Raw genomic sequence first — 25,050 nt, forward strand, 5'->3', positions numbered from 1 at the left:
CCCGGCTAGCTATGGATTTAGCAAGGCTGCGCACGCTGCAGGATTGCCAGTTTTGCAAAAAGCCGCACATGCCCTACAATTGCTGCACTGCATCTAAATCAGGTCATGCCCCGTGATTTCCAAGCCCAAGCTGTTGGCCCTTGTTGCCGCCGCCGCCCTGTCCGCCGCCGGCGCAGGGTATTTCTACACCCACCGCGCCCAGCCGGCCCCGGCTGCAGGCGCGGCCGCCAGCGCCCCCGGGGCTGGCGGCGCAGCCACTGCGCAGGCCCAGCAGCAGGCCATCGCGGCCCAGCTCGGCGAAGTGCTGGCCGCCTACCGCAAGACCATCGTGCTGCTGGCCGACGAGAAATCGCTGGGCGAGGCCGAAAAGGCCCAGGCCAACCGCGTGGGGCAGGGACTGTTCCATGACAACCAGCTGCGCATCGCCCGCGCGGACGAGGCGCTGGCCGCGCTGGCCGCGTCGCCGGACAGCGGCCGCTTCGCCGCGCTGGGCGCCTTGCTGGACTATATAGAAGCCGATCCCGGCCTGTACGACGCCGACCGCCTGGCCTTCCGCGAGCTGCTGCAGGCGCTGCGCGGCCACGTGGCCAAGGACGGCTCGCTGCCCGCCATCAAGCTGCACAAGCGCATCTCGGAAGATATGGACGCGCTGGCCGAGATCGAGCGCAATTACGACCAGGAGATCAGGCAGATCTTCGGCCGCTTCGAGGCGCGCGGCATCGAGCTGAAGCGCGAGCGCTGGGAAGATTATGTGGCGCGCCTGAAAAGGCTGTACAGCCGCGAGCAGATCCTCAAGGAATACGGCGTGGTGCTGCCATATCCGGCCCCGCCCGCCGCTGCCACCGCCGCCGCTGCCGCCGGTTCCGAGGACGGCGAAATCTTCGGCAAGTCCCTGCCCAAAAAAACCGTGGTGCTGACCTTCGACGACGGCCCGCACAAGCGCTACAGCGAAGAAATCGCCGCCATACTCAAGCAGTACGGCGCGCCTGCCGTCTTCTTTTCCGTGGGTCGCAACCTGGGCAGCGTGGATGCCTCGCACCAGGCCAAACTGAACAGCGGCGCGGAAGTAAGCCGCAAGCTCAGCGCGGCGGGCTATACGCTGGCCAACCACAGCTACAGCCACGCCCAGCTGTCCAAGGAAAGCGGCGACAAGCTGCGCGCCGAAATCCTCGATACCGACACGCTGCTGAAGGCGGTGGACGCCGGCCGCTCGCCGCTGTTCCGCTTTCCGTATGGCGCGCGCAACGGCGAGGGCCTGGCCGCGCTGCATAAAGCCGAGCTGAAATCGGTCATGTGGAATATCGATTCGCTGGACTGGGCCGATCCGGTGCCCGCTTCCATCGCGGGACGGGTGCTGCAGGCCGTGGAGAAGGAAGGGCGCGGCATCATCCTGTTCCACGACATCCACGAACGCACCGTGAAGGCCTTGCCGGCCATCCTGGACCGGCTGGTGGCCGAGGGCTACCAGTTCGCGGGCTGGGACGGCAGCAGCTTCAAGGTGGCGCAGGGTACGCCCGCGCAGGGCCAGGCCGCTGCGGCGCCGGTGTCCGCCGGGTATGGCAACTCCTGGGCCATCGTGATCGGCATCGACGATTACGCCAAATGGCCCAAGCTGCAATACGCGGTGCGCGACGCGCAGGGCGTGCGGCAGACCCTGATCGACAAGTTCGGTTTCTCCGCCGAGCGCGTGGTGACGCTGAAGAACGGCGAGGCGACCCGCGCCGGCATCCTGGGCGCCTTCCACGACAGGCTGGCGCACGGCGGCGTGCAGAAGAACGACCGCATCTTCGTCTTCTTCGCCGGGCACGGCGCCACCCGCAAGCTCAGCTCGGGACGCGACCTGGGCTACATCGTGCCGGTGGACGCGGCCCCGGACCAGCTGGCCACTGATGCGATTCCGATGACGGAAATCCAGAACATCGCGGAAAGCTTGAGCGCCAAGCACGTGCTGTTCGTGATGGACGCCTGCTACAGCGGCCTGGGCCTGACGCGCGGCGGCTCCTCGTCGTCCTTCCTGCGCGACAATGCCAAGCGCATCGGCCGCCAGATGCTGACGGCGGGCGGCGGCGACCAGCTGGTGGCGGACGGCGGCCCGAACGGCCATTCGGTCTTCACCTGGACCCTGCTGCAAGGCCTGGGCGGCAAGGCCGACCTGAACGGCGACGGCCTGATCACGGCCACCGAACTGGCGGCCTATGTGGCGCCGGCGGTGGCGGGCGTGTCCAGCCAGACCCCGGCCTTCGGCAGCCTGCCGGGCTCCGAAGGCGGCGACTTCGTGTTCGAGCTGCCGGCCGAAACGGAGTTCCTGGGCGCGGCCACGGTGCAGCTGTCCAACGACGCCATCGCCTTGAATTCCAAGCTGGACGTGCGGCTGGACGCCAAGGCGGACGGCAAGCCCGACGCCACGCCGGCCGCCGTCACGGTCAAGGACCTGCACGGCAAAGAGCAGGCGATCACGCCGCCGCCTGCCGTGCCGGTGTCCGCGCGCCAGCTGGCGCAGCGCGCCAACGACAGGGGCTTGCAGCTCTACAAGGAAAAGCAGTACGCGGCGGCCGAGGCGCAGTTTACCGAAGCGCTCAAGCTGCGCGCCGACTTTGCGCTGGCCGCGAACAATCTCGGCTTTGTGTTCTACAAGCAGGAGCGCTATCCGGAAGCCGCGCGCTGGTTCGAGAACACCATCAAGATGGACCCGTCGCGCGCGATCGCCTACCTGAACCTGGGCGACGCCACCGCGCGCGCGGGTGACGCCAAGCGGGCGCAGGGGGCGTACAAGACCTACCTGGAGCTGGCGCCGAACGGCAGCGGCGCGGCGTATGCGCGGCAGCAGCTGGAGAAGCTGTGATGCGGCTGGAAGGCATCCTGTGGGACAACGACGGCGTGCTGGTCGACACCGAGCGGCTGTTCTACCAGTCCAACCGCGAGCTGTTCCTGCCTTTCGGCATAGACCTGTCGGAGCTGGATTTCTTCAACTGGTACCTGGCCGATAACTGCGGCGCCTGGCATCTGCTGGAGCACCTGGGCATGAGCGGGGAGTGCATCGCCGAACTGCGCGAGGGGCGCAACCGGCGCTACTCGGAGCTGCTGCTGGGCGCGGCCGTGGCGCCCATGGAGGGCGTGGCCGAGCTGCTGTCCGCGCTGTCGCCCCGGCTGGCGATGGGCGTGGTGACGAGTTCCATGGGCAGCCACTTCGAGCTGATCCATTCCAGGCTGGATCTGCTGCGCCACTTCCGCTTCGTGCTGACGGCCGAGCATTACGCCAACAGCAAGCCGTCGCCGGAACCGTATCTGCTGGGGCTGCAAAAACTGGGGCTGGCGCCGGAGCAGTGCGTGGTGGTGGAAGATTCGCCGCGCGGCTTGCAGGCTGCCACGGCGGCCGGCCTGCGCTGCATCGTGCTGCGCAACGCGCTGACGCGCCATTATGATTTTCCGGGAGCCTGGCGCATCGCCGACGACGTGGATGCGCTGCACGCCGAGCTGGCGGCGCTGGCGGACGCGGAGTACTGAACCGTGGCGCGTTTCCATCTGTGCTGGGAACTCGGCGGCGGCCTGGGCCACGCCGGGCGGCTAAAGCTGCTGGCGGCCGCCTTGCTGGCGCGCGGGCACGAGGTCAGCGTCAGCCTGCGCGACGTGGCGCAGGCGCAGGGCATGTTCGCCGGGCTGAACACGCCTGTGCTGCAAGCGCCGCTCTGGCTGCACCAGGTGCTTGGCCTGCCTCCCGACCATGGCAACCATGCCGAGATCCTGATGGCTGCGGGCTACTGGCAAGCCGCACCGCTGGCGGGCTTGGTGGATGCCTGGCGCGGCATGTTCAGCCTGCTGCGGCCGGATGTGGTGGTGGCCGACTACGCGCCAACCGCGATACTGGCGGCGCGCAGCATGGGTGTGCGCAGCGCGTCGGTGGGATCGGCGTTCTCGATGCCGCCCGCCGGGCAGGCGCTGCCGCCGCTGCGCGGCTGGGAGAGCATTCCCCCGCAGCGGCTGGTCGCCGCCGAGGCGCACGTGCTGCAAACGGCGAACGCCGTGCTGGCGCACCATCAAGCTCCCTTGTTCGCCTGGACCGCCGACCTGCTTGCCGGCGATGCCCAGCTGCTGACGACCTGGCCCGAACTGGACCACTACGAACGGCTGCCCGCGCCGTCCGCTCCCGTCTGGCTGGGGCCGGCTTTCCTGCCCGCTGGCGGGGTGGAACCAATCTGGCCCGTTGGCGACGGTCCGAAAGTATTCGCCTACCTGAAAGCGGCTCACGCCGGCCATGCGGAGGTACTGCAGGCGCTGGCGCAGGAGGGCTGCCGCGTGCTGTGCTATTTGCCTGAAGTGGCGAGCGGCAAGACGCCGCCGGTCAGCGCCCCCAATGTGTCGTTTGCGCGCGGCCCTGTGGCATTGCAGGCGGCCCTGGCCGAAGCGCAGCTGTGTGTCACGCACGCGGGGGAAGCGACGCTGGCGCAAGCCATGCTGGCCGGCGTGCCCGTGCTGATGCTGCCGATGCAGCTGGAACAGCTCCACACCGCGCGCCGCATCGCCGGGGCCGGCATGGGCGTGAACGCCGCCATGCTGGGGCAGCCGGTGGCTTGGCGCGAGGTGGTCCGGCACATGCTTGGAACGCCCGGCTATGCCGCCGCCGCCCAGGCATTTGCCCAGCGCGCGCGGGAATACCAGGTCGACGCCATGGCGGCCCGGGTTGCTGGCTTGCTGGAGGACATTGCGGCTTAAGCCTAATACAAGTTAAGCGCTTTGCCGAGCATGCCGACTGCGGTGACGGACAGTGTCACCAGGATGCCGAACAGCCAGCGGATGCTGGTTCGAAACTCCGATTCCGCCGCAATACGCCTGTCCATTTCCCTATCCCAGCGGGTTTGGAGTCCTTGCTCATGACGCTCGCTTCTTGCTTGAAGTTCCTGCTCATGACGTGCGCTTCTTGCTTGAAGTTCCTGCTCATGACGTGCGCTTCTTGCTTGAAGTTCCTGCTCATGACGTACGCTTCTTGCTTCCACCAGTTCAAATGCGCGGCGGGCCCGCTCCTCCGCCTTCTCGCTTTCGCTACGAGCCCGCTCCTCCGACTTTTCGCGTTCGCTACGGGCCAGCCCCTCTGCTTTTTCGCGTTCGCTACGGGCCAACTCCTCTGCTTTTTCGCGTTCTCGTCGCGCGATTTCAGCAGCTTTTTCGTGTTCGCTCTTGGCTAGTTCGAACGCTTTCCACCAGCGCTCGTTTGCCTCCTCGCTTTCACGGAGGTGTTTTTCGTGCTCTCGTCGCCAGAACTCTGCGGCCTGTTCCCGATCATCCTGCCGTTTAGCGTCCAAGCGCAATGATTCGGCCTGCCTGGCCGCCGCCTGTTCCTTGATTTCCTGGCGCCACCTTTCTTCTATGCGTAGCGCCTCCGCTTGTCTGGCCTCGACAAATGCGGAAAACTCCTTGCGCCATTCCTGGCGGTAAGCTTCGAGCTGTTCCTGAAGCGCGCGCAGGCGTTCGTCGACGCGCTGGAAACCGTCATCCATGCGCTGTTGCAGCGTATGTATCAGTGCAACGACGTTTTCCATATTGGCCTCTAACCGGACTATGCGTGCTTCATGACCATCTTCGGCAGGGCGATTGTGGTTGTCAAGCTGGGCTGGACTCATGGCGGAGGCTCCAATGAGAATAACACCTCACTGTCGCTCAACTTGACTGTGCCGCTTTGCGTCAGCGCAAGGACTGCTCACTTAGGCCGGGGCGGAGGCAGGCCTGCGTCCGGCCGCAGGGGCTCGCCCGCACGCAGGCGGGCGATGCCGATGGCGAGCGCCTTGGCGACCGTGCGCACTTCTTGCTGGAATTTGTCGGCTTCGTCGAGCACCTCATGGCTCGCAGCGTAGGATTCGTAATATCCCAGGTAGCGGTCCAGTTCCGCCTGCCCGCCGGCGCTCGCCAGGCCCATCCAGCTTAGCCAGTCCGACAGATTGCGGCGCAGGCTTTCAGCGCCCGCTACGTCGCCGTGCACCACCAGGCCGTAGGCCCGCCCGGCCAGGTGCTTCGGATAGTCCCAGCCTGCCTGTTCCAGCGCCTTGGCCTCGGCAGCCTTTTTGCCATGCGTGCTGGTGGGGTCGGGATTGCCGCCGTCGGCGCAGACCAGGCGGTCTATCATCAGCTTCAATGGACTGGGCGCCTGGTACCAGTACACGGGCGTCAGGATGATGACGCCGTGCGCCGCAACCCACTTTTCGTAAATGTCCGCCATCCAGTCGCTGGTCTGGCGCGTGGCATGGTTGGGATAGCAGCTGCATGGCCAGTGGCATAAGGGCATGGCGGTGGAGACGCAGCCTTTGCATGGATGGATGTGCAAGTCGTAGCTGGATGTGAGCAGGCTCAGGTCCAGGGTGTCTGTTTCGACCTGCTGCGACTCAAGCGTTTCGCGCGCCCATTGCGCCATGCGCCAGGTTTTTGAGACTTCGCCGGGGCAGGTGCCGTCGTTGCGCGCCGCGCCTATGATGAGCAGCGCCCGCGACGGCGACGCAGGGTCTTTCTGGCGGCGTTCGGCCGCCAGCAGCCGCTCCCTGGCTGCAAGCCAATCAACCGATAGTTCGTAGCCCGGGTCCGCATAGCCCGGGCCGGCAGCCCGGGTGAGCGGCGCTTTGCGGTGGGCATGGTAGTTGTTCCAGGCGACTTCCTCGACCTGGTCCAGCGCTTCGCTTACGGCGCCAAAAGCCGGATCAAGGAAGGAACGGCGGAATTGCAGATGGAACTCGCCGCGTTCCAGCGGTTTGGGCGCCTGGCCCTTGCGTATTTCCGTCATCGCGGCCTCCTTGGATGGGCATCAGCTTGTCATCCAATCAGCTTGCCACCCATCCCGCCGCTGCTCTGTACGCTGGCGTACTTTCAGAACTCCTGCCAGTCTTCTGCCTCGCCGCCGTTTGCGGTCTTGCGCGCCTTGGCAGGGGCGGGGGCGGGGGCGGGCAAGCGCGCGGTGGGGCGGCGTTTCGGCATGTGGCTGACCGTGGCGCCGGCCGGGGCGGGGGCGGCGCCATGCCCGCTTGCCGGCGCCAGCGTGAACACGCCCACGGTGCCGGACAGCGACGCGGCCTGCTCGCGCATGGCCGTCGCGGCCGCCGAGGCCTGCTCCACCAGCGCCGCATTGCGCTGCGTGGTCTCGTCCATCTCGCTGATGGCGGTGTTGATCTGTTCGATGCCGTCCAGCTGTTCCTGGCTGGCCGAGGCGATCTCGCCGATGATGTCCGTCACGCGCTGCACGCTGGCCACGATCTCCGTCATCGTCTGCCCGGCCTGGTCGACCAGCCTGGCGCCGCCGTCCACTTTGTCCACCGAATCCGCGATCAGGGTCTTGATCTCGCGCGCCGCCGCCGCCGAGCGCTGCGCCAGGTTGCGCACCTCGCTGGCCACCACGGCAAAGCCCCGGCCCTGTTCGCCGGCCCGCGCCGCTTCGACGGCGGCATTCAGGGCCAGGATGTTGGTCTGGAACGCGATGCCGTCAATGACGGCGATGATATCGACGATTTTGCGCGACGAGGCGTTGATGCCGGCCATGGTGTCCACCACTTGCGCCACGACGGCGCCACCTTTGCCCGCCACGTCCGAGGCCGACAAGGCCAGTTGCCGGGCCTGGCGCGCGTTGTCCGCATTCTGCTTGACGGTTGAGGTCAGTTCCTCCATCGACGAGGCCGTCTCCTCCAGGGAGCCGGCTTGCTGCTCGGTGCGCGCCGACAAGTCGGCATTACCCGCCGCGATTTCGGCCGAGGCCGTGGCGATGTTGTCCGTACCCGCGCGCACCTGGGTGACGATGCGCACCAGGCTGTCGTTCATGTCGCGCAGCGCCGCCGTCAGCTGGCCCGCCTCGTCGCGGGAGCGCACCTCGATGGCCGAGTCCAGCTTGCCGTCCGCGACGGTGCGCGCGATTTTCACCGCATAGCTGATCGGCCCGACGATGCCACGCGTGATGTACCACGCGGTGAAGAGGCTGAGGGCGCCGCCGGCCAGGCCAAGCAGCGTCATGATCAGCCGCGTGCGGCTGGCCGAGTCCTGGGCGGTGCGGCCGGAGGTCTGCATCAGCGCTTCCTGGAAGTCGATCAGCTTGTCCACTGCGGCAAAGTAAGCCAGCTGTTCGCCGCGCACGCGCTGGTGCATGGCGTTGATCCCGGCGTCGCGGTCGCCCGCCTTGATCAGGCCGAGCACCTGCGCGGCGCTGGCTGCATAAGTGGTGCGCGCGGCCTGTATGCGGCCCAGCAGGGCGCGTCCTTCGGCCATGCTCACCACGGCGTCCAGCTTGGCCAAGTCCGCATCCGCCTGCTTGCCGCCGGCAGCGGACTGCTCCAGCGCCTGCTGCACGCTGGCGGCGTCCTGCGCCAGCAGGGCCTCACGCAGGCCCGTGGCCTGGAGATTGGACGAGTCCTTGATGTCGTTCAGCAGGTCGATCTTGCTGTACCGGTCCCCTATGGTCAGCCCGATTTCATCGCTGACGGTCTGCAGGCGGCTGGCGCCGACCGTCACCACGGCCGCTATCAGTACTATGGTCAGGGAGAAGGCAATGGTGAGGCGGTGCCCAATCTTGATGTCGGCAATCTTCATGTTGGTGGCAATATGTTGTGAAAATGAAAAAATAGTGTAACAGTGCCATTTTTATTTGGATAGAAATATTTCTTGATAATAAGTCGCAAAATTAATTGCTGCGGCGCAGAAGCTTGCTTGCGGGCAGGCGCCGGAGTATATTGATTAGACAACTTTCACCGTGGAGGATAGGTCAGTGACCTTACACGCTAGCGCCATACCGGAGAGCTTCCTGGCCAAGTGGCAGAACACCACGGACGTCATGGCCGGAATTTTCGACGTGCCCGCCGGTTTGATCATGCGCGTGCTGCCGGAACAGATCGAAGTGCTGATTTCCAGCCACAGCGAAGGGAATCCCTACGAGCACGAAGAAAAGGCCAATCTGAACACCGGCCTGTACTGCGAAACGGTGATGGCCACGCGCGGCCTGCTGCACGTACCCGATGCGCTGGAGGACGATGAGTGGCGCCACAATCCGGACGTGGCGCTGAACATGATTTCGTATCTCGGCGTGCCGCTGCTCTGGCCGGACAACGAGGTGTTCGGCACCATCTGCGTGCTGGACAGCAAAAAGCGCAACTACCAGAACAAATATGTGGATCTGCTGTGGGAGATCAAGAAAAGCATAGAGCGCGACTTCGTATTGATGCAGCAGCAGGAGCAGCTGGTGGCCAGCAATACCGAGCTGCGCCATGCGGTACGCCAGCAGGAGGCGTTCTCGCTCAAGCTGGCGCAATCCAACCAGGACCTGCACGCGGCGCTGATGCGGCTGACCAGCTTGCAGGACGAGCTGTTGCGCGCGGAAAAACTGTCGGCGCTGGGATCGGTGGTGGCCGGCATCTCCCATGAGCTGAACACGCCCATCGGCAACGGCCTGCTGGCCGCCAGCACGCTGCAGTCGCGCGCCGCCGATTTTGCGCTGGAAATGGAGCGCGGCCTGACGCGCAGCCGCATGCGCGAATTCGCCGGCACGGTGGAGCAGGGCGCCGGCATCCTGATGCGCAGCCTGGACCATGCAGCCAAGCTGGTGAGCAGCTTCAAGGAGGTGGTGGACGAGCAGGCCGCCGACGGCCGCCACCGCTTCGACCTGGGCGAGCTGGTGCGCCAGGTGCTGGCCGGCCTGGATGCAGTTCTGGATGACAGCGGCAACCGTGTGGTGTGCACCATTCCCGACGGCATACAAATGGACAGCTATCCGGACCAGCTGCGGCAAGTGTTGGCGCAGCTGATCGCCAACGCGGTGCAGCACGCCTTCCTGCCCGGCCTGTCCGGCACCGTGACCATCGCGGCACAGAAGGACGGGTATGGCCAGGTGGCGATCACCGTCAGCGACGACGGCATCGGCATACCTCCGGATAACCTGGCGCGGGTGTTCGATCCCTTCTTTACCACGCGCATGGGCAAGGGCGGCAGCGGGCTGGGCTTGCACATAGTCTACAAACTGGTGACAGCCAGCTTGCACGGCACGGTTGAAGCCGGCAGCGGGAGCGGCGGCGCGGGGGCGTGCTTTACCGTCACGCTGCCCTTGTCCGCACCGGCGGCCCTGCGCAAACCGCAGGCGCAGCCGCTGCTGAGCTGACCAGTGCGCCACCTTTGATTGCGCGTATGTAAGATCGTTTGTAATTACATTGCCGGGAGTACTGCCATGCCACGCGGAGCCAGCGCGAAGCGAGAGCGCGAATACAACGAGCTTGAGGAAAAGTTCGAGAAGGAAGGACGCTACAAGGGGCGCGAGTCGGAGGTGGCGGCGCGCATAGTCAACAAGCAGCGCAAGGAGAACGGCGAGACCAAGGAAGACGCAAAGGGCGCTACACTACCTCCTCAAAAAACCTGAGGAGACGGCAATGCAATACATCGGAAGCTGCCACTGCGGCAACGTGAAATTCCAGGTCGAAGGCGAGATCACCGGCGCCGTGACCTGCAACTGCTCGATCTGCCAGCGCAAAGGCGTGGGCATGGCATTCTTCCCGCGCAGCGCGCTCACGCTGCTGACGCCTGAAGACAAGCTGTCCACCTACACCTTCAACAAGCATGTGATCCACCACCGTTTTTGCCCGGTGTGCGGCATCCATACGCATGGCGACGGCGTGGACCCCAAGGGCAATCCCATGGCGGCCGTGAATATCAACTGCATCGAGAACATCGATGTCGATGCGCTGCCCGTGCAGCGCTACGACGGCCGCTCACTCTGATTCCGGCCTCAGCGCACGGTGTGGCCGCCGACCACCAGCATCACCTCGGTGGGCCGCCATTCCGGCGCCAGGCCGCGCACCGCCTGTCCCGCGCTCAGCAGTGCGGTAAAGACCAGCAGCACGCCCATGGCGCGCGCGGCCGCGACCGAGGCGCGCGGATGCTGGTTGAACCAGCCGCTGGCCTGGCTGGACGCGAACGCCAGTGCGCCGTACACGCCGGCCTGCGTCAGCGCCGTGATGGCGCCCAGCACGCCCGATTGCAGCCAGAGCGGCCCCAGGCCGGGCTTGAGGAACTGCGGAAAAATCGCCAGCATAAAGATGTAGGCCTTGGGATTGAGCAGGCTGGTCATCATGGCGCGGCGGAAGATGGCGGGCGGCGCCAGCACTTGCTGTGCAGGCGCGCTGCCGGGGCGAAATACGCTGTCGCTGCGCATGAACGCAATCCCCATCCATGCGATATAGGCAGCGCCCGCCAGCAGTATCGCGTTGAACAGCCCCGGCCATAATTGCAGCACCACCGCGACGCCCGCGCTGGCCATGAGCAGATGGCATACGCCGCCGGCAATGATGCCGCCCACCGCCGCCAGTCCCGCGCGGCGCCCGCCGAGGATGGCGCTGGCCATCACATAAGCCATGTCCAGCCCCGGCAGCACGATGATGCCGAATACAACCACAAAATACAGCCATAGATTGGTGCTTTGTTCCATGAGGGTCTCCTTGTGCGATGGGACCAGCATAAAACGTAAATAGGGCAGATTCCGCCCTGATTCTCTGCTATCTTTGCTGCATGTACCATCCCACCACCCGGGTTCTGGCCGTGCTGGAACTCCTGCAAACCCACGGCCGCATGAGCGGCGCCGACATGGCCCGCCGCCTGGAGGTGGACGGTCGCACCTTGCGCCGCTATATCGTGATGCTGGAGCAGATCGGCATTCCCATCCTGAGCGAGCGCGGACGGCACGGCGGCTATGCGCTGATGCCCGGCTTCAAGCTGCCGCCGATGATGTTCACCGACGACGAAGCATTGGCCTTGTCCCTGGGCCTGCTGGCTGCGCGCAGCCTTGGGCTGGCCGAGGCCGCTCCCGCCGTGGCCAGCGCGCAGGCCAAGCTGGAGCGCATCATGCCGGCCGGCCTGAAGCAGCGCGTGGGCGCCATTGACGAAACGGTGCGCCTCGACTTGGCGCGCGCCACCGCGCCACGGGACAATGCGGCGCTGGTAACGCTCAGTTCCGCGGCGCAGTCGCGCCGGCGCGTGCATCTGAGCTACCTGCCGCCGGGCGGCGCTGCCAGCGAACGCGGCTTCGATCCCTACGGCCTGGCCTTTCTCGATGGCTGCTGGTACGCGGTCGGCTACTGCCATCTGCGGCAGGACATGCGCACCTTCCGCCTGGACCGCATTGTGTCGGCGGCGCTGCTGCCGCACGGCTTTGAGCGTCCGGGCGGCTTCGACGCGCTGGCGCATCTGCGCACCTCGCTGGCGGCCATGCCGCGCGCCTTTGCCGCGACGGTGCTGCTGCATACCGACCTGCATACGGCGCGGCGTTTCTTGATGGACGCCATCGGGCTGTTTGAGCAGACCGCCGACGGCGTGCTGCTGCATAACCAGTCCGACGACCTGGCCTGGTTTGCGCGCCAGCTGGCGGGATTGCCGTTTGGCTTCCGCGTGCTTGCGCCCGATGCCTTGCGCGCCGAGCTCGATACGATTGCGCAGCGCCTGTCGCAAATCGCCGCCGTCCGATAGAATGCGGCGGTTTTTTCACCGATAGGGCTTTATGATTCAGAAGTTGATTGCCGCCGGCGCGCTTGCGCTGGCGTCGGGCTGGGCGCTGGCCGGCGCTTGCCCTTCGCACTATGTCGATGGCCGCGCGCCGGAGATACGCAACGGTAAGCTGGCTTCGGCCACCAGGGAATTGTGCTACGGCGTGTTCGGCGTCATGCATTCCGGGATTACGCGCACGCCGCTGTGGTCGGCCGAGCATCTGACCTCGGGCAATGTTGAACAGGCGCGCGAGCTGGACCGGGAGAACTCCTTCCATCCCGAGCCGCGTTTGCCGCGCAGCGAGCGCGCCGAGCTGTCGGACTATGCGCGCAGCGGCTATGACCGTGGCCACATGGCGCCCAACGGCGACATGCCGGACCGCGCCGCGCAACGCGACAGCTTTACGCTCGCGAACATGGTGCCGCAGGATTCGGACAACAACCGCCAGGTGTGGGCCGGCATCGAGCAGGCCGTGCGCAAGCTGGCGCAGAAGGAGGGCGATCTGTATGTGATCACCGGCCCGGCCTTCCTCGGCAGCGACTTGCGCAAGGTTGGCAATGTGCTGGTGCCCAGCCATCTGTACAAGGTGGTGTACAGCCCGCGCCAGCGCGCCGGCGCCGCCTACTTTGTGGAGAACAAGGCGGACGTGCAGTACGTGACCATGAACGTGGCGCAGCTGGAGGCGAAGATCGGCATCGACCTGCTGCCGTCGCTGACCGCGCGCCAGAAGGAAACCATGCTGCGCCTGCCGAGCGCGAAGCCGCGCAAAGATAAACGCTGAAAGGACATATCATGACCAGGAAATTCATCCCCTACGCCAACGAGGCCGACGTGCTGCATATCGGCGGCCTGACCATAGAGAACCGCGTCGACCGCATCACCATCGCCGGCGATATCGATCTGACGCTGGACCAGGCGGGCCAGGCGGATGCCCGGGCGCTGCACAAGCTGCTGGCCGATGTGCTGGCCAAGCTCGACGCGCAGACGCTGCCGGCAAAATTGCCGCCGCCCGTGGTGCAAAGCGTTAAAAACCCTTTCGAGTAAGGCTAGGACAGTAAATTTGCTTGCGGTGTGATTAAATTCAAGGCAGAATCACTGCATGGATACTCATGACCTGCAAATCTTGCAGCTGATCCAGTCCGACAACCGGCGCTCCGCAGCCGAAATCGGGCAGGAAATCGGCCTGTCCGTCTCCGCCGTCAGCGACCGCCTGCGGCGGCTGAACACGTCCGGCGCCATCGTCGCCAACCGGGCGGTGATTGACCCGGCGCGGGTGGGCATGACGGTGTGCGCCTTCGTCTTCGTGGACCTGGAGCCGCGTGCGGACGAGGCAGTGTTCGCTGCGGCAGTGCGTTCCTTTGCCGAGGTGCAGGAAGCGCATCACATCACCGGCCCCCATTCCTGGCTGGTGAAGGTGCGGGTGCGCGACACGGCTTCCCTGCAGCAGTTCCTGACGCAGCGCCTGAAAGCGGTGCCCGGCGTGCTGCGCACTGAAACCATAATCGCGCTCGACACGGCAAAGGAGACCTCCGAACTGGCCTTCGCTCCGGCCGCAGGGGAGGTTGCGCCATGATGGAATTTGCCTCCACGCTGGCGCGCGGCGCTGTGATCGGCTTCGCCATTGCGGCGCCGGTCGGACCTGTCGGGCTACTGTGCATACGCCGCACCTTCGCGCACGGCGCGCGCACCGGCCTGGCTTCCGGCCTCGGCGCGGCAACGGCCGACGCCATGTATGGCCTTGTCGCGGCCCTGGGTATAAGCGCCGTCGCGGCGCTGCTGATGGAACACGCAGCCACGCTGCGCATCGTCGGCGGCCTGCTGATGGCGGCGCTGGGCGTGGCCGCTTTGCGCCGCGCCCGCGTTCCCGCGCAGCCTGTGGCGGACCAAGCCGCGAGCATGGCCGGTACGGCCACTTCCCGAGGCCTGCTGGGCGCCTTCGGCACCACCTTCGCGCTGACCGCGTCCAGCCCCATGACCATATTGTCGTTCGCCGGCTTGCTGGCGGCGCTGGCGCCGCCGGACGGCAGCATGCGCGGCGGCTTGATACTGGTGGCGGGCGTCTTTGCCGGCTCCATCGCATGGTGGGCCATGCTGGTAGGCGGCGTGTCGGCCAGCCGCCGCGCCGTGTCGGCCCGGACGCTGCGGGCGATTGAAGCCGTTTCCGGCGTCGCCTTGCTGGCGTTCGCCGTCTGGTCCGTCTGCACCGGCGTGGTGATGGCATGAGCGCGCCGCATTTCTCCAGTGACGCGCAGGTCGCCGCGATAGGTAGGCAGGTGCTGGCCGCCACGCTGCCCAAGCAGGAGTGGACGCACGCGGCCCACCTGGCGGCCGCAGCCTGGATTATCAGCGAGCGCAAGGATCTGCTGCCGGCGCGCGATATGCCGGGCATCATCTCGGCCTACAATATTGCGAGCGGCGTCGCCAACACGGACACCGGCGGCTATCACGAGACCATCACGCAGGCCTCGCTGCTGGCGGTGGCGGCCTTCCTGCGCGCGCAGCCGGAAGGCACGCCGCTGCATGCGGCGTGCAACGCCTTGCTGGCTTCGCCCTACGGCCAGAAGGACTGGCTGCTGAGGCACTGGTCGCAGCCGCTGCTGTTCTCGGTGGCGGCGCGGCGCGCCTGGATAGAACCCGATCTCGCGCCGCTCCCGTTCACTACCTGAACCGCAACCCATGCCCATCCACTACGCCAGAAAACTGACCGGCAGCGCGCGCAGCGCGGAGGGCAACCGCCACCTCGGCGCCTTGCTGTGTTTCGTGGCAGGCGCCATCAACGCCGGCGGCTTCCTGGCGGTGCGGCAGTACACCTCCCATATGACCGGCATAGTCTCCTCCATGGCGGACCATCTGGCGCTGGGCGCCTACCATCTGGTGCTGCCGGGGCTGGGCGCCTTGCTGTCCTTCCTCGCAGGCGCGGCCTGTTCCGCCATCATGGTGAACTATGCGCGGCGCAGGCGCATGCATGGCGAGTACGCGCTCCCGCTGCTGCTGGAGGCTGTGCTGCTGCTCGGCTTCGGCGTGCTGGGCGCCCGGCTGGCGGATATAGACGGCCTGTTCGTGCCGCTGACGGTGATGCTGCTGTGTTTCATCATGGGCTTGCAGAATGCGCTGATCACCAAGGTCTCCAAGGCGGAAATCCGCACCACCCACATCACCGGCATCGTGACCGACATCGGCATTGAGTTGGGCAAAATGCTGTACTGGAACGGGACGCACGAGACCGGCCAGCACCGCGTCCAGTCCAACCCGGGGCGCTTCGCGCTGCTGGCGACGCTGGTGTGCGCATTCTTCGCCGGCGGTGTGCTGGGCGCGCTCGGCTTCCAGGCGCTGGGCTACGCGGCGACCGTGCCACTGGCGCTGCTGATCGTGGCGGCGGCCATCGTACCGGCGGCGGACGACCTGATGGGGCGCAAGCACAGCTAGGCACTTGCACTACAATCCAGTATGTTGGATAATTATTCCATCATGACGGATACTTCACTACATCTCCTTATCGCCCGGCGGGTGCGCGAACTGCGCGCGGCGCGCGGTTTATCGCTGGAAGCGCTGGCCTCGCACTGCGGCGTGAGCCGCTCCATGCTGTCCCTGATCGAACGCGGCGAAAGCAGCCCCACGGCCGTGGTGCTGGAAAAGCTGGCCACCGGCCTGGGCGTGACGCTGCCCTCGCTGTTTGAAGCCCCTGCTGCGGCGGGCGACCCCGTTTCGCGGCGCGGCCAGCAGCAATCCTGGCGCGACCCGCATTCGGGCTACGTGCGGCGCAATGTGTCGCCCGCAGGCGTGGGATCGCCCATCCAGCTGGTGGAAGTCGAATTCCCTCCCGGCGCGCGCGTGGCCTATGAAACCGCTGCACGCGAGGCGCAAGTGCACCAGCAAGTGTGGGTGCTGGAGGGCGTGATCGACATCACTTTCGGCGAGGAGCTCTTCCAGCTCGGCGCGGGCGACTGCCTGGCGATGCAGCTGGACCGCCCCATGGCCTTCCACAACCCCGGCGCCAGCACCACGCGCTACGCGGTTGCCATCACCACTATCAGGAGCTGAAATGCGCGATTATCAGGTGCGCCGGCTGACCTCCGTCAGCGCGGCACAAATCCAGGAACTGGCCGAATTGCTGGTCGACTGCGTTGAAGGCGGCGCTTCCGTCAGCTTCATGCTGCCGCTGGGGATGGACAAGGCACTGGCCTTCTGGCGCGGTGTGGCGGACGGCGTGGCGCGCGGCGAACGCGCGCTGATCGTGGCCGAAGATGCCAGCGGCATCCTCGGCACCGTGCAGCTGGTGCTGGCCCAGCCGGACAACCAGCCGCACCGCGCCGACGTGTCCAAGATGCTGGTGCTGCGCCGCGCGCGCCGCCGTGGCCTGGGCGAAGCGCTGATGCAGCACGCGGAGCAGGTGGCGCGCGACAGCGGCAAATGGCTGCTGGTGCTCGACACCGCCAGTGCGGATGCCGAGCGCCTGTACGAGCGCCAGGGCTGGCTGCGCGCCGGCGTGGTGCCAGACTATGCGCTGATGCCGGACGGCGCGCTGTGCGCCACCACTTTCTACTACCGCAAGCTGGAGCCGCTGGCGCTGGACAATCCGGTCTGGAGTGCGCTCGGCAGCGGACACCGCGCCATGGCGCAGCTGAACGGCCTGGCGGCGCGCTACCCACGCGAGGTGTCGCCGCTGGTGGGGCTGCGCGAGCCGTCGCCGCAGGCCTTCGCGGACTTGCGCGCCATGGTGGACGTGGGTGAGGAAGTGTGGCTGCTCACGTCCAATCCGCTGGAGCTGCCGCCGGAATGGGAACTGGCGCGGGTGCGCTATATCGACCAGATGGTGTACGCAGGCCAGGACCGCGTACAGCCGCTTGCCCATGCAGCGCCTTTGCTGGAAATGGGGGCGGACGACGTGCCGGACATGATCGGGCTGGCGGTCGAGACCAAGCCCGGCCCCTTCGTGCAGAAGACCATCACCATGGGCCGCTACCTCGGCGTGCGCGCAGCGGACGGCAGCTTGGCCGCCATGTCGGGCACGCGCATGGCGCTGGAGGAGTTTACGGAGATTAGCGCGGTCTGCACCAGCCCGGCGGCGCGCGGCGCGGGCCACGCGCGGGCATTGATGCTGACGCTGATGGCGCAGATCCAGACGTCCGGCAAGACACCTTTCCTGCATGTGAAAACGGAAAACGGCGCAAAGCAAGTCTATGAAAAACTAGGCTTTGCCGTGCGCCGCGAGGTCTGCTTCAGCGTGATACGCCGTATTGCATAACTACCGCCTTAGTTGGCGAACACCTCGGCCGCAGGCGTGATCCTGACCGCCTCCGGCTTGATGTTCAGCTTCATATTGCCGATCACCTGGTCTTCGTCCAGCACTTCCTTGGGCTTGTTGCCGTCGTACTTGATGGGCGAAGGCGCGTCGCTGACCAGCTTTTCCTTCAGGCCGGCGGCGTCCTTGGTGATCATCACCACCGACAGGTTTTTGGCCGACAGGTGCTTTTTCATGGCGGCGTTCACGTCGTCCACCGTCAGCTTGGACAGGCCGTCGCGCATCAGCTTGGTGAACTCCGGCGTGTTGTACCACTGCGAATCGAGCGCGTAGCCCAGCTGCTGGTCCTGCGTCGAGGTCATGACGAAGACGTTCTTCATCAGGTAGCCGCGCGTGATGTCGAACTGCTCCTTGCTCATGCCCTTGCTGAGCGCCTTGTCCAGCTCGGCCAGCGCGATGCGCAGCGCGAAGTGGCCGTTTTCAGGCGCCACGGGACGGATCCACACCTCGAACAGCTGCGCCTTGCGGCCCAGGTTGGGGTTGGGGAAGAACTGGAACATACCGCGCGGGAAAGCCTCGGTGTAGGCATAGTCGCCGTAGTTCATGCCGCGCAGTTCGCGGATGCGCTGGTACAGCAGGGCGCTCGACGAACGGTGCTCGCCCAGCCAGGTCTTCACCATCCACAGCGCCGGGAAGTCCGGATGCGAACGCGTGACCGTCAGCGGCAGACCTAAGGAAATCGCGGTGGCGCGGGTGTTCTTCTCGATGATTTCCACTTCCAGGCCGTTCGGCATTTTGCCAACCGGCGCCGTGGTGGCGGGCAGGCCAGCGCCTTCCGGCAGCTTGGCCAGCGCCTGTTTCAGCGTCGCGGTCATGGCGTCCGTCACGTCGCCCGAAATGCCGACGCGCACGGCGCCCTGGGTGTAGGCGGATTTCCAGAAGTTCTTCACGTCGTCCAGCGTAATGCTGTCCAGGCCTTTGACGGTGCCCAGCACGGCGTGGCCGTAGCCGCTGCCTGCGAACACATTGGCCTGCAGGCGCTCCTTGCCCAGTTCTTCCTCGTTGTTGTCCTTCAGGTCCGTTTGCAGCGCGTTCTTCTGCGCGTCCTTCAGGCGGCGGAAGTCCTCCTGGCGGAAGCCGGGCGACAGCAGCATGGGCAGCGCGATCTCGTTGAAGGCGGTCCAGTTGTCCTTGTGGATGGAGCCGGTGAAGGTGGTCATTTCCTTGTCGGTCTGCTCGCTGAAGCTGCCCGCCATCGGGAAGAAGGCTTTGGCGATTTCATCGATCTTGCGGTCGCTGGAACCGGCTGCCGCCACCATCGCCGCAGTCAGCGCGGCCAGGCCTTCCTTGCCTGCCGGGTCATGCGCGGCGCCGGCCGAGAACAGCAGCTTGTAGCGGATCTGCGGCAGCGCGGACTTCTGCACCAGGATATCGATATTGGCCGTGCCGTTCTTGGGCTCGAAGCTGGCCAGTTTCGGCAGCGTGGCGATGTCGGCCGGCAGCGCGGAGTGCGACAGGGTCGTGACCACCATGCTGTCGTCGGTCAGGAACTTGCGGCCGGCGGCCAGCAGGTCGGCCGGGGTCAGCGAGTCCAGCACGCGGTAGTAGTTGTTGATGGTGCCGTAGGAACGGTTGAAGTGCACGAAGGAGGCCAGCGTGCCGGCGATCTGCTCGGTGTTGTCCAGCGAGCGGATCACGCCGTACTTCAGCGCGGACTTGGCTTCGGCCAGGGTTTTGTCGCTCACCGCTTCGGAGCGCGCCTTGGCGATGGTTTGCATGATGGCGTCGCGCACGTAGACCGCGTCGTCGCCGCGCTTGACGCGCGCGCCCACCATGGCCAGCGTAGGATCGACGCGGTTGGGCGTGCTGTCGAACAGCTGGTCCACCTTCTGTTCATCCTGCACCAGGCGCTTGAACAGCGGCGAGGTGCGGCCGAAGGACAGCGACAGCAGCATGGACAGCGCGGCCTGTTCCTTGGCTTTTTCCGAGAAGGCCGGGGCTCGGAAGGCCACGGTGACTAGCGGCAGGGTAGGCGTGGCCCAGGGCACGTGCTTGTAGATGGCGCCTTTGGCAGCCGGCTCCACCGGCACGTCGGTCTTGTAGGTGCCGCGCTGCCATTTGCTCCAGTACTTCTCGACCATGGCGATGGCCTTCTGCGGCTCCACGTCGCCCGCCACGATGATGGTGGTGCGCTCGGGGCGGTACCAGCGGTCGAAGAACACCTTGGAGTAGGCATACTGGTTGGGCATGTCCTCGATGTCCTTGATGAAGCCCATCGTGGTGTGCTTGTAGGTGTGCTTTTCGTAGGCGGCGTCGCGCATCACCTCGTACAGCTTGGACATGGGATTGGCGCTGTTTTTGTTGTATTCGCCCAGCACGGCGCGCGATTCGGTCTTGAATACGTCTTCGCTGTAGTCCAGGTGCTGGAAGCGGTCCGCCTCCACCTTCAGCACGGTTTCCAGGTCGTCCTTGGCGAAGGTGGTGTAATAGTTGGTTAAGTCGTCGCTGGTGTAGGCGTTCTGGCGCGCACCGGCCTTGGTGATAATGTCCTGGTATTTTTCGGGCGGGTATTCTTTGGTGCCCCGGAACATCATGTGCTCGAAGAAGTGGGCAAAGCCGGACTTGCCGGGCTCCACTTCGTTGCGTGAGCCTGTCTGCACGGGAATCTGCAGCGACACGATGTTGGGGAAGCCGGTCGGCACAACGATCACTTTCAGGCCGTTGGCGAGGGTTTTCTCTGTGGCCTTGAACGGCAGCAGGTCGGCTTTGCCGGCGCTGCCTTCCGCTGGTGCGGCCATGGCCGGCGCGGCCAGCGCCAGGGTGAGGAATGGTAACAACTTGGACACGTGTTTCTCTCCTTTTTATTATCAAATGCCGCTCGGCGGGTGGTGAGCGGCAACGCGGAAGAATAAAATATTCAAGCGGGAATGCCTAGGCATTTCGGCGTGCTACCATCAAAGTTAAATCGGTCCACCTTTTGCACGTCACATTATGAGTATGAGCAGTGGTATCAACAGCATAGACGCCCTGGCCTATAGCAGCTGGAACAGTGTGCCGGGGACGGCGGTAACGCTGACCTACCAATTCCTGCAAAGCCCGCCGCGCGACGCCACCAGCGACGACGCCAACGGCTTCAAGGCCATGACGTTCGCGCAGCAGCAAGCTACGCGCGCGGCGCTCAATGCCTGGGCCAATGTGGCGAATGTGTCCTTTGCCGAGGTCACCAGCGGCGGCCAGCTGCGTTTCGGCACCAATGACCAGAGCGCGGACAACAGCAGCGGCTATGCCTATCTGCCGGAGGCCGGGGTGCAGTCGGTGGACCTGTATCTGAACAACCGTGGTTATTACAACAGCATATTCACCGCCGGTTCGTTCGGCCCGGCCGTGCTGCTGCACGAGATAGGCCATACGCTGGGCCTCAAGCACCCCGGCGACTATGATTCGGCGGGCAGCAGCGTGGATGGGCCCTTCCTGCCCACCGCGACCGACAACACCGATTATTCGGTGATGTCCTACCGCTACTCGTCGGCCTTCAACAACCGCTACGACACCACGCCCATGCTGTACGACATACAGGCCATCCAGTACCTGTACGGCGCGAACATGAGCTACCACACCGGCGACGACGTATATTCCTTCGGCAGCAGCCAGGCGCCGGTCTGCATCTGGGACGCTGGCGGCAACAATACCTTCGACTTTTCGGCCTGCTTCGGCCTCACCCAGATCGACCTGCACGCAGGGGCCTTCAGCGGCACCGGCAACGGCCTGGCCAATGTATCGATCGCCTACAACGTGACGATACGCACGGTGGTGACCGGCGCCGGCGGCTCCTCGGTCACGCTGAACGACGCGGGCAATGTCATGAAGGGCGGCAGCGGCGCGGACGTGGTGCGCGTGGGCGCCGGCGACGACACCATCAACACCGGCGACGGGGTGGACACGGTGGTGTTCAGCGGCTTTTACGGGAACTACGCCATCGTCCGCACGGCGGAGCAGGTGCGCGTGACGGGGCAGGGCACGGACTTGCTGTCCGGGGTGGAGGTGCTGCAGTTTGCCGACAAGCGCGTCAATGTAAGCGACCTGCTGCTGGCGAGCCAGGGCGGCCCCACCAGCGGCAACGATGTCTTCACAGCCGTGCCCGGCAATGAGTTCATCGACGGCGGCCTGGGGCTGGACACGCTGGTCTACAGCAGCGTGCGCAGCGCTTCCCAGATACGCGCGTCGGGCAAGGGCTACACCGTGACCGACGCCAGCGGCAGCGTGGACGTGCTGACCGGCGTGGAGCGGGTGCTGTTCGGCGACGGCGCAGTGGCGCTCGATATCGACGGCGCGTCCGGCCAGATCTACCGGCTGTACCAGGCGGCGCTGAACCGCGCGCCCGACAGCGCCGGCCAGGGCTACTGGACCTGGGAAATGGACCACGGCCTGGCCCTGGTTTCGGCGGCGGCCTCCTTCGCGGGCAGCCCGGAGTTCATCAACCGCTATGGCGGCCTGGACGACGCGCAATATGTCACGCTGCTGTACAACAATGTGCTGCACCGCGCGCCGGACGAGGCGGGCCTGGCCTGGCACGTGGGCGTGCTGCGCAACGGCCTGTCGCGCGCTGCGGAACTGTTGAATTTCTCAGAATCGCAAGAGCTCCAGGATGGCGTGGCCGCATTGATAGGCAACGGCATCGACTACACGCCTTACGGCTAGCCGTCCTGCGCTTCCTGTGCCTCTTGGGTGAGGCTGATGCGGTTACGCCCCATGTGCTTGGCGCGGTACAGCGCCGCGTCGGCCGTGGCCACCAGTTGGGAGCTGTCGTTTTCCGGCGCGGGCAGGGCGGTTGCCGCGCCTATGCTGACGGTGACGAACTGCTTGCCCGCCCCCAGGTTGGGCAGATGCAATTGCTCCACGCGGCAGCGTATGCGTTCGGCCACGATGGCCGCGCCCTTGAGCGACTGGTTGGGCAGGATCACCGCGAATTCCTCGCCGCCGTAACGCGCCACCAGGTCGTTGGCGCGCATTTCGCTGGCCACTGCGGTGGCGATGCGCTGCAGGCATTCGTCGCCGCCCAGGTGACCGTAGGCGTCGTTGTATTGCTTGAAGTTGTCCACATCGACCATCAGCAGCGACAGCGGCTGCTGCTGGCGCAGCGCGCGCTGCCACTCCGCTTGCAGGGTGCTGTCGAAGCAGCGCCGGTTGGCCAGGCCGGTCAGGCCGTCGCGCGTGGCCAGCTGCTCCAGCGCGATCTGGGCCTTCTTTTCATCGGTCAGGTCGCGCAGGGTTTCCACCACCGCGACCAGGGCGCCGTCGCTGTCGCGCACCGCGCTGGCGTCCACCGCCAGATAGCGGCGCCGGCCCAGGCGCGGCATGTCGCACCAGTTTTCGGCGGTCAGGCTTTCCGCGTCCTCGGCGCGGCGCACGTGGCGGTCGTAGAGCTGGGGCGCATCGCTGCTGCGGCCCTGCACGACCAGGTCGGCCAGCGTGGGGCGCGGCAGGTGGTAAAAGCAGCGCCAATGGTCGGCCGTGCCCAGCACCTCGCTGGCCGGCACCCCGGTCAGGCGCTCGCAGGCCCGGTTCCAGATCAGCACCCGCCCGTGCAGGTCCAGTACAAAAGTGGGGATCACCAGCAGTTCCATCAGCTTGAGCGCCAGGCCTTGATGGGGGCCGGCCTGGGCCGGGTCGAACAGATGCAGAACCTGTGCCATACGATTCCTTATATTTATTGCGTTTGATCCATTGTGCGGCGGCAACTCAGCGCCTTGCTTGATACGGAACAAAGGATGGCTGATTGGCGGCAACAGGCGCGGTGGGGAGGGAAATGGTGAGCGCGGTGCCCTGGCCGGGCGTGCTGGCCAGCACGAAACAGCCGCCGGCGGCGGCCACGCGGTGCTCGATGCCGAGCAGGCCGCAGCCCTGGCGCGGCGGGCCGTCGCGCATGCCCACGCCATTGTCGCGCACCGTCATGCTCAATTCGTCGGCGGTGCGGCACAGGGCGATGCGCACCTCGGTGGCGCTGGCGTGGCGCGCGATATTGGACAGCGATTCCTGCAGCACGCGGAACAGCGTGGCGTCTGCCGCGCAGGCCGCGTCGCTGCCGTATTGGGCCGCCTCGAGCTGGTACTGGATGCCGTTGATGCGGGAGAACTCCGACAATTGCCGTTCCACCGCGCAGCGCAGGCCGTGTTCCAGGCCCACCGGCCGCAGGCCGTTGATAATGCCGCGCATGGAGCGCACGGCGGCGTCGGTGTGGCTGAGCAGGGTGGCCAGGTGCACCCGGGCCGAGGGCGGCAGGCCGGGGAAGCTTTGCAGCGCGCCCAGCTCTATTTTCAGGGTCAGCAGGTTTTGGCCCAGGTCGTCATGGATGTCGCCGGCGATGCGCAGGCGTTCCTCGTGCAGTACGCGGGGATGGCAGGCGTGGGCCGCCTCCAGCGCGCGCTGCAATCGGCTGCAGCGCCACAGCAGCGCCAGCGACAGCGCCGCCAGAAGCACGGAGCAGCCGGACAGGATATCAACGTGGAATGCGGTCATGGAGGGCCTCCAGCTGTCGGAACACAGCCAACATATCCCGGAAGCAATATGTGCACTTTGCTAAATATCAAACTGTTAAGCGGCTTGCACATATGCCTGACAGTTTCGCCACACTATATGGCCGCGCCGCTTTGCGCTATAATTGAAGGTTGACTATTGGGTTAATCATCGTGACTTACAGCATCAAAGAGATTTTCTACACCTTGCAAGGCGAGGGCGCCCACGCGGGCCGTCCGGCCGTGTTCTGCCGCTTCGCGGGCTGCAATCTGTGGACCGGCCGCGAAAGCGACCGCGCCACGGCGGTCTGCCAGTTCTGCGACACCGACTTTGTGGGCACGGACGGCGAGCGCGGCGGCAAGTTCGCCACGCCGCAGGCACTGGCCGAGGTGATCAACAGCCTGTGGCCGGAGACCTACCCGGCCAGCAAATACGTGGTGTTCACCGGCGGCGAACCGCTGCTGCAGCTCGATACCGCCCTGATCGCCGCGATGCACGAGGCGGGTTTCGAGATCGCGATTGAAACCAATGGCACGCTGCCGGTGCCGGAAGGCGTGGACTGGATCTGCGTGAGCCCCAAGATGGGCTCCACGCTGGTGGTCCACAAAGGCAATGAAATCAAGGTGGTGATCCCGCAAAAGGATCAGGACCTGTCCGCCTACGAGGGGCTGGATTTCGAGAACTTCTTCGTGCAGCCGATGGATGGCCCGCTGGCCGAGTTCAACACCACGCTGGCGATCGAAACCTGCAAGCGCAATCCGAAATGGAAGCTGAGCCTGCAAACCCATAAACTGCTGCAAATACCTTAAGTAACT

The 25,050-nt window shown here is 65.7% G+C and carries 24 protein-coding genes and 1 pseudogene; 18 read left to right on the top strand and 7 right to left on the bottom strand.

The genetic code is table 11. From position 1 onward, the window contains the following. Positions 1-112 precede the first annotated feature (112 nt). The 3 genes from AC07S4_RS04085 to AC07S4_RS04095 are packed head-to-tail and all read left to right on the top strand — an operon-like array spanning position 113 to position 4,710. Complete coding sequence (locus AC07S4_RS04085; RefSeq protein WP_494985376.1) at positions 113-2,842, top strand: polysaccharide deacetylase family protein; 2,730 nt, start codon at positions 113-115, stop codon at positions 2,840-2,842. Then, complete coding sequence (locus tag AC07S4_RS04090; protein WP_494985612.1) at positions 2,842-3,504, top strand: HAD family hydrolase; 663 nt, start codon at positions 2,842-2,844, stop codon at positions 3,502-3,504. The genes AC07S4_RS04085 and AC07S4_RS04090 overlap by 1 nt, the downstream gene beginning before the upstream one ends. A gap of 3 nt (positions 3,505-3,507) precedes the next feature. Beyond that, positions 3,508-4,710, top strand: coding sequence for a glycosyltransferase (locus AC07S4_RS04095; RefSeq protein ID WP_494985377.1), 1,203 nt, complete (start codon positions 3,508-3,510; stop codon positions 4,708-4,710). 2 nt (positions 4,711-4,712) lie between these two features. On the opposite strand, the gene AC07S4_RS04100 is transcribed toward AC07S4_RS04095, so the two are convergent. The 3 genes from AC07S4_RS04100 to AC07S4_RS04110 all read right to left on the bottom strand — a co-directional run bounded on the left by AC07S4_RS04100 (position 4,713) and on the right by AC07S4_RS04110 (position 8,550). Beyond that, a complete protein-coding gene (locus AC07S4_RS04100) occupies positions 4,713-5,615 on the bottom strand; it encodes a hypothetical protein (RefSeq protein ID WP_494985378.1) in 903 nt (300 codons plus the stop codon). A 77-nt stretch (positions 5,616-5,692) separates the two neighbouring features. Then, positions 5,693-6,763: a flavodoxin family protein gene (locus AC07S4_RS04105; protein ID WP_494985379.1), complete on the bottom strand. Its 1,071-nt coding sequence runs from the start codon at positions 6,761-6,763 to the stop codon at positions 5,693-5,695. Between the two features lie 83 nt (positions 6,764-6,846). Beyond that, entirely contained in the window at positions 6,847-8,550 is a 1,704-nt protein-coding gene (locus AC07S4_RS04110) for a methyl-accepting chemotaxis protein (protein ID WP_494985380.1), read from the bottom strand. 175 nt (positions 8,551-8,725) lie between these two features. Here AC07S4_RS04110 and AC07S4_RS04115 point away from each other — a divergent pair, with 175 nt between their 5' ends. The 3 genes from AC07S4_RS04115 (at position 8,726) to AC07S4_RS04125 (ending at position 10,721) form a co-directional block, all read left to right on the top strand. Continuing rightward, positions 8,726-10,108 (top strand): ATP-binding protein, encoded by a 1,383-nt coding sequence (locus AC07S4_RS04115; protein WP_494985381.1) that lies wholly within the window; start codon positions 8,726-8,728, stop codon positions 10,106-10,108. Positions 10,109-10,174: 66 nt separating this feature from the next. Beyond that, a complete protein-coding gene (locus AC07S4_RS04120) occupies positions 10,175-10,363 on the top strand; it encodes a hypothetical protein (RefSeq protein WP_494985382.1) in 189 nt (62 codons plus the stop codon). Positions 10,364-10,373: 10 nt separating this feature from the next. Then, positions 10,374-10,721, top strand: coding sequence for a GFA family protein (locus AC07S4_RS04125; protein ID WP_494985383.1), 348 nt, complete (start codon positions 10,374-10,376; stop codon positions 10,719-10,721). Between the two features lie 8 nt (positions 10,722-10,729). On the opposite strand, the gene AC07S4_RS04130 is transcribed toward AC07S4_RS04125, so the two are convergent. After that, positions 10,730-11,428 carry a LysE family translocator gene (locus tag AC07S4_RS04130; RefSeq protein ID WP_494985384.1) on the bottom strand — a complete coding sequence of 233 codons (699 nt, stop codon included), beginning with the start codon at positions 11,426-11,428 and terminating at the stop codon, positions 10,730-10,732. Between the two features lie 80 nt (positions 11,429-11,508). Between AC07S4_RS04130 and AC07S4_RS04135 the strand changes: the two genes are divergently transcribed. From AC07S4_RS04135 to AC07S4_RS04180, 10 genes and pseudogenes are all read left to right on the top strand, one after another. Beyond that, complete coding sequence (locus AC07S4_RS04135) at positions 11,509-12,462, top strand: helix-turn-helix transcriptional regulator (protein WP_494985385.1); 954 nt, start codon at positions 11,509-11,511, stop codon at positions 12,460-12,462. A 31-nt stretch (positions 12,463-12,493) separates the two neighbouring features. Next, positions 12,494-13,261 (top strand): DNA/RNA non-specific endonuclease, encoded by a 768-nt coding sequence (locus tag AC07S4_RS04140; RefSeq protein ID WP_494985386.1) that lies wholly within the window; start codon positions 12,494-12,496, stop codon positions 13,259-13,261. Between the two features lie 11 nt (positions 13,262-13,272). Next, entirely contained in the window at positions 13,273-13,524 is a 252-nt protein-coding gene (locus AC07S4_RS04145; protein WP_494985387.1) for a hypothetical protein, read from the top strand. 55 nt (positions 13,525-13,579) lie between these two features. Continuing rightward, on the top strand, positions 13,580-14,053 hold the full coding sequence (locus AC07S4_RS04150; protein ID WP_494985388.1) for an Lrp/AsnC family transcriptional regulator: 474 nt from the start codon (positions 13,580-13,582) through the stop codon (positions 14,051-14,053). Continuing rightward, positions 14,050-14,703, top strand: a complete 654-nt coding sequence (locus AC07S4_RS04155; RefSeq protein ID WP_494985389.1) for a LysE family translocator — start codon at positions 14,050-14,052, stop codon at positions 14,701-14,703. The genes AC07S4_RS04150 and AC07S4_RS04155 overlap by 4 nt, the downstream gene beginning before the upstream one ends. Further along, on the top strand, positions 14,700-15,146 hold the full coding sequence (locus AC07S4_RS04160) for a hypothetical protein (protein ID WP_494985390.1): 447 nt from the start codon (positions 14,700-14,702) through the stop codon (positions 15,144-15,146). Before AC07S4_RS04155 ends, AC07S4_RS04160 begins: the two co-directional genes overlap by 4 nt. Before the next feature lie 10 nt (positions 15,147-15,156). Continuing rightward, entirely contained in the window at positions 15,157-15,906 is a 750-nt protein-coding gene (locus tag AC07S4_RS04165; protein ID WP_494985391.1) for a YoaK family protein, read from the top strand. Between the two features lie 42 nt (positions 15,907-15,948). After that, entirely contained in the window at positions 15,949-16,521 is a 573-nt protein-coding gene (locus tag AC07S4_RS04170) for a helix-turn-helix domain-containing protein (RefSeq protein ID WP_494985392.1), read from the top strand. Position 16,522: 1 nt separating this feature from the next. Then, positions 16,523-17,035, top strand: a pseudogene (locus tag AC07S4_RS04175) (GNAT family N-acetyltransferase); the annotation flags it as partial. A 396-nt stretch (positions 17,036-17,431) separates the two neighbouring features. Further along, a complete protein-coding gene (locus AC07S4_RS04180) occupies positions 17,432-17,725 on the top strand; it encodes a GNAT family N-acetyltransferase (protein WP_494985613.1) in 294 nt (97 codons plus the stop codon). 8 nt (positions 17,726-17,733) lie between these two features. On the opposite strand, the gene AC07S4_RS04185 is transcribed toward AC07S4_RS04180, so the two are convergent. After that, positions 17,734-20,568, bottom strand: coding sequence for a M16 family metallopeptidase (locus AC07S4_RS04185; protein WP_494985393.1), 2,835 nt, complete (start codon positions 20,566-20,568; stop codon positions 17,734-17,736). A 151-nt stretch (positions 20,569-20,719) separates the two neighbouring features. On the opposite strand from AC07S4_RS04185, the gene AC07S4_RS04190 reads away from it, so the two are divergent. Beyond that, a complete protein-coding gene (locus AC07S4_RS04190; protein ID WP_494985394.1) occupies positions 20,720-22,420 on the top strand; it encodes a DUF4214 domain-containing protein in 1,701 nt (566 codons plus the stop codon). Here the strand turns inward: AC07S4_RS04190 and AC07S4_RS04195 are convergent. Together AC07S4_RS04195 and AC07S4_RS04200 are read right to left on the bottom strand one after the other, a co-directional pair. Continuing rightward, complete coding sequence (locus AC07S4_RS04195) at positions 22,417-23,415, bottom strand: sensor domain-containing diguanylate cyclase (protein WP_494985395.1); 999 nt, start codon at positions 23,413-23,415, stop codon at positions 22,417-22,419. The genes AC07S4_RS04190 and AC07S4_RS04195 overlap by 4 nt on opposite strands. A 46-nt stretch (positions 23,416-23,461) precedes the next feature. After that, on the bottom strand, positions 23,462-24,238 hold the full coding sequence (locus tag AC07S4_RS04200; RefSeq protein ID WP_494985396.1) for a sensor histidine kinase: 777 nt from the start codon (positions 24,236-24,238) through the stop codon (positions 23,462-23,464). 170 nt (positions 24,239-24,408) lie between these two features. On the opposite strand from AC07S4_RS04200, the gene queE reads away from it, so the two are divergent. Continuing rightward, positions 24,409-25,044, top strand: a complete 636-nt coding sequence (gene queE / locus AC07S4_RS04205; RefSeq protein ID WP_494985397.1) for a 7-carboxy-7-deazaguanine synthase — start codon at positions 24,409-24,411, stop codon at positions 25,042-25,044. Positions 25,045-25,050: the final 6 nt, after the last annotated feature.

It is taken from the genome of Pseudoduganella sp. GW821-FHT05F09 (assembly GCF_059419605.1).

What these genes read in the sequence shown, in the direction of transcription:
- AC07S4_RS04090 (WP_494985612.1), top strand. Translation starts at nt 2,842, where the DNA reads ATGCGGCTGGAAGGCATCCTGTGGGACAACGACGGCGTGCTGGTCGAC.
- AC07S4_RS04100 (WP_494985378.1), bottom strand. Translation starts at nt 5,615, where the DNA reads ATGAGTCCAGCCCAGCTTGACAACCACAATCGCCCTGCCGAAGATGGT.
- AC07S4_RS04105 (WP_494985379.1), bottom strand. Translation starts at nt 6,763, where the DNA reads ATGACGGAAATACGCAAGGGCCAGGCGCCCAAACCGCTGGAACGCGGC.
- AC07S4_RS04110 (WP_494985380.1), bottom strand. Translation starts at nt 8,550, where the DNA reads ATGAAGATTGCCGACATCAAGATTGGGCACCGCCTCACCATTGCCTTC.
- AC07S4_RS04120 (WP_494985382.1), top strand. Translation starts at nt 10,175, where the DNA reads ATGCCACGCGGAGCCAGCGCGAAGCGAGAGCGCGAATACAACGAGCTT.
- AC07S4_RS04125 (WP_494985383.1), top strand. Translation starts at nt 10,374, where the DNA reads ATGCAATACATCGGAAGCTGCCACTGCGGCAACGTGAAATTCCAGGTC.
- AC07S4_RS04130 (WP_494985384.1), bottom strand. Translation starts at nt 11,428, where the DNA reads ATGGAACAAAGCACCAATCTATGGCTGTATTTTGTGGTTGTATTCGGC.
- AC07S4_RS04135 (WP_494985385.1), top strand. Translation starts at nt 11,509, where the DNA reads ATGTACCATCCCACCACCCGGGTTCTGGCCGTGCTGGAACTCCTGCAA.
- AC07S4_RS04140 (WP_494985386.1), top strand. Translation starts at nt 12,494, where the DNA reads ATGATTCAGAAGTTGATTGCCGCCGGCGCGCTTGCGCTGGCGTCGGGC.
- AC07S4_RS04145 (WP_494985387.1), top strand. Translation starts at nt 13,273, where the DNA reads ATGACCAGGAAATTCATCCCCTACGCCAACGAGGCCGACGTGCTGCAT.
- AC07S4_RS04150 (WP_494985388.1), top strand. Translation starts at nt 13,580, where the DNA reads ATGGATACTCATGACCTGCAAATCTTGCAGCTGATCCAGTCCGACAAC.
- AC07S4_RS04155 (WP_494985389.1), top strand. Translation starts at nt 14,050, where the DNA reads ATGATGGAATTTGCCTCCACGCTGGCGCGCGGCGCTGTGATCGGCTTC.
- AC07S4_RS04160 (WP_494985390.1), top strand. Translation starts at nt 14,700, where the DNA reads ATGAGCGCGCCGCATTTCTCCAGTGACGCGCAGGTCGCCGCGATAGGT.
- AC07S4_RS04165 (WP_494985391.1), top strand. Translation starts at nt 15,157, where the DNA reads ATGCCCATCCACTACGCCAGAAAACTGACCGGCAGCGCGCGCAGCGCG.
- AC07S4_RS04170 (WP_494985392.1), top strand. Translation starts at nt 15,949, where the DNA reads ATGACGGATACTTCACTACATCTCCTTATCGCCCGGCGGGTGCGCGAA.
- AC07S4_RS04180 (WP_494985613.1), top strand. Translation starts at nt 17,432, where the DNA reads ATGGGCCGCTACCTCGGCGTGCGCGCAGCGGACGGCAGCTTGGCCGCC.
- AC07S4_RS04190 (WP_494985394.1), top strand. Translation starts at nt 20,720, where the DNA reads ATGAGCAGTGGTATCAACAGCATAGACGCCCTGGCCTATAGCAGCTGG.
- AC07S4_RS04195 (WP_494985395.1), bottom strand. Translation starts at nt 23,415, where the DNA reads ATGGCACAGGTTCTGCATCTGTTCGACCCGGCCCAGGCCGGCCCCCAT.
- AC07S4_RS04200 (WP_494985396.1), bottom strand. Translation starts at nt 24,238, where the DNA reads ATGACCGCATTCCACGTTGATATCCTGTCCGGCTGCTCCGTGCTTCTG.